Below are 3,037 nucleotides of genomic sequence, written 5' to 3' on the forward strand. Positions count from 1 at the left end.
GCCGCAGCCACCGGCGCGCCCATCCAGGTGGCACTCATCGAAAGCATGTCCGGCCCCTTCGCCAACACCGGCGAGGCGGTGTTCCGCAACGTGCTGTGGGCCACCGAGCGCGTGAACGCGCGCGGCGGCGTGCGCCTGCCCACCGCGGCCGGCGGTGCGCGGCCACTGGCGATCGAGCGCTACGACAGCAAGGGCCAGAACGAAGAGGCCCTGTCCGCCCTGCGCGCGGCCATCGACGACGGCGCGCGCGTCATCCTGCAGGGCAACTCGTCGGCCACTGCCGCCGTGCTGATCGAGGCCATCAACAAGCACAACGAGCGCGAGCCGGGCAAGCGCGTGCTGTTCCTCAACTACTCGGCCGTCGATCCCATCCTCACCAACGAAAAGTGCAGCTTCTGGCACTTTCGCTTCGACGCCCACGCCGACATGCGCATGGCCGCGCTCATGGACGTGATCCGCGAGGACAAGGCCCTGAAGAGCGTGTACCTCATCGGGCAGGACTACAGCTTCGGCCAGGCCGTACTGCGCGAGGCCAGGAAGCAGCTGGCCGTCCAGCGCCCCGACGTCGCCGTGGTGGGCGACGAGCTGCACCCCGTCGGCCGCGTGAAGGACTTCGCCCCCTACGCCGTCAAGATCAAGGCCAGCGGCGCCCAGGCCGTCGTCACCGGCAACTGGGGCAACGACCTCACCCTGCTCGTCAAGGCCGCGCGCGAGGTCGGCTACGACGGCATGTTCTACACCTTCTACGGCAACGCCCTGGGCGCGCCCGCCGCGCTCGGCGATGCCGGCGTGGGCAAGGTCGTGGCCGTGGCCGACTGGCTGCCCAACGTGCCGGGCGCGCAGAGCGAGGCCTTCTACCGCTCCTTCCGCCAGCGCTTCCCGCAGCCCGCCGACGACTACGTGCACATGCGCATGCAGCTCATGGTGGAGACCCTCGCCCAGTCCATCGAGCGCGCCGGCAGCACCGACGCCACCGCCGTCGCCCGCGCCATGGAAACCGCGAAGGTGCAGCTGAACGGCCAGGCCGGCACCATGCGCGCGGCCGACCACCAGTTCCAGCAGCCCCTGGCCGTGGGCGTGATGGACCGGCAGGGCGCGCCCGGCGTGCCGTTCGACGTGGAGGGTTCGGGCTATGGGTTTCGCGTGGTGCGCCAGATCGCCGCGGAGAAGGCGGAGCAGCCGCAGAGCTGCAAGATGGTGCGGCCGTGATTCCCTGCGGGGGACCAGGGCGGCCCGAGTCCGGATCGCGGGGATGGTTGGGCCGCTAGCCCTTGATCCGCCGCAGCACCATCGGCGCTCCATCCACCCCATCCCCCCGCCGCAACACCAGCACCTCGCCCGACGCCGGGTAAACCCCTGTCAATGCCGTGATGTTGACCTGGTGCGTCACCCACGCCTCGACCTGCCCGGCGGGCACTGCCGCCAGCGCTTTCCGCAGCGCTGCGGTCTGCGCGCCTTGGGTGTCCCCGCCATCGAAGAACGAATTCAACGCCTCCCACGGTTCCATCTGGCCGAAGGCCAGCATGGCGGTGTCCTGGCAGCGGCACCAGGCGCTGGAGCGCACCCGCTGGGGCGCCAGGCCTTGCTGCTTCAGCAGTGTCCCGATGCGCTGGGCCTGCGCGCGCCCTTCGGCGCTGAGGTTGCGTTGCGTGCTGCATTGACCCAGGGCGAAGCCGGGTGGATCGCCCGTGCCGGGGTCGGTCTGCGCATGCCGCATCAGCAGCACGGTGCCGGTCTCGGTGGCGGCGTAGGAGGAGGTGGCGGTGGAGAACAGGGCGCCAGCCAGGCTGGCGGCCGATCCCAGGCGCAGGAGTTGACGGCGTTGCATGCGGTCCATTGTGGCCCCCGAAGCGGGGAGCGCTCGCTTTTTTCTTCCGCCGGGTTTTGCTACCGCGCCGCGTTCACTTCGCGCCCCAGCTCGATCACGGCCATGGCGTAATAGCTCGACCAGTTGTAGCGCGTGACGGCATAGAAGTTCTCGGTGCCCGCGTAGAAGACGGGCGATCCAACCCCGTTCTGCAGTTCCACCAGGGCCAGTGGGCCGCGGTGGGTGGCGCCGTCGCCCTGCACCAGTGCGCCCAGTTCGGCCATGCGGGCCACGGTGAAGGTGGGCAGGATGTCGGGGGCCAGCAGGTCTTCGAGGCGCAGCCGGGCGGGGTCGAATTCGACGGCATAGTGCGTGGGCATGCCGGTGGTCCAGCCGTGGCCCTTGAAGTAGTTGGCGACCGAGCCGATGGCGTCAGCGGGGCTGTTGAAGAGGTCGATGCGGCCGTCGCCGTCGAAGTCCACCGCGTAGCGCGCCCAGCTGGAGGGCATGAACTGGCCCAGGCCCATGGCGCCGGCGTAGCTGCCGCGCGGCTCCAGCGGGTCGGCGTTGGTGCGCTGCATGAGGCTCAGGAACTGCTCCAGCTCGCCCCGGAAGAACGCCACGCGCTCGGCCGCGCGCGGGTGGGCCATGGGAAAGTCGAACGACAGGGTGGCCAGCGCGTCAATGACGCGGAAGTTGCCCATCTGCTGGCCGTAGATGGTTTCCACGCCGATGATGCCGACGATCATTTCCGCCGGCACGCCGTATTCGCGCTCGGCGCGGGCCAGCGTGTCGGCGTTGTCGTGCCAGAAGCGCACGCCCGCGCGGATGCGCACGGGCTCGACGAAGCGGCTGCGGTACACGCGCCAGTTCTTGGGCGTGCCGGGCGGCGGCGGCAGCATGAGGCGCGGCACCTGGCTCAGAAAGCGCGCTTGGCCAATGGCCTGGCGCACCCATTCGCGGTCCAGGTCGCGGCGCGCGGCGATGTCGTCGGCGAACTGCATGGCATCGGCGCGCTGGTCGTAGAAGATCGCCGGCTGCGGGGCCGTGGCCGGGGCTCGGGGCGGGTTTTTCTTGACGGGCTTTTGGGCGATGGCACCCGGGGACAGGAGGGCGGCGGCGATCAGCAGCAGGGCGTGGCGAAGGAGGGCGAAAGAGGGCATGGGGCGGTCAAGGGGTCGGCGGCTGGTGCGCCGGCCAGGGCAGGCGGCGCAGGTCGCGCCGCAGCAA

3 protein-coding genes are annotated in these 3,037 nt (G+C 70.4%); 1 reads left to right on the top strand and 2 read right to left on the bottom strand.

Translation table 11 applies throughout. The features are described 5' to 3' along the window. On the top strand, positions 1–1,209 hold a 1,209-nt coding region (locus AC27IQ_RS21400; RefSeq protein WP_487090708.1), incomplete at its 5' end, for a branched-chain amino acid ABC transporter substrate-binding protein. Between the two features lie 55 nt (positions 1,210–1,264). On the opposite strand, the gene AC27IQ_RS21405 is transcribed toward AC27IQ_RS21400, so the two are convergent. Then, positions 1,265–1,828: a histidine phosphatase family protein gene (locus tag AC27IQ_RS21405; protein WP_487090709.1), complete on the bottom strand. Its 564-nt coding sequence runs from the start codon at positions 1,826–1,828 to the stop codon at positions 1,265–1,267. Positions 1,829–1,887: 59 nt separating this feature from the next. Next, positions 1,888–2,970: a lytic murein transglycosylase B gene (mltB, locus tag AC27IQ_RS21410; RefSeq protein ID WP_487090710.1), complete on the bottom strand. Its 1,083-nt coding sequence runs from the start codon at positions 2,968–2,970 to the stop codon at positions 1,888–1,890. Positions 2,971–3,037: the final 67 nt, after the last annotated feature.

This window comes from Acidovorax sp. KPB24-07 (assembly GCF_057543315.1).

Bases quoted from the DNA above. Each gene is read 5' to 3' on its own strand.
- mltB (WP_487090710.1), bottom strand. From the start codon at position 2,970: ATGCCCTCTTTCGCCCTCCTTCGCCACGCCCTGCTGCTGATCGCCGCC.
- AC27IQ_RS21405 (WP_487090709.1), bottom strand. From the start codon at position 1,828: ATGCAACGCCGTCAACTCCTGCGCCTGGGATCGGCCGCCAGCCTGGCT.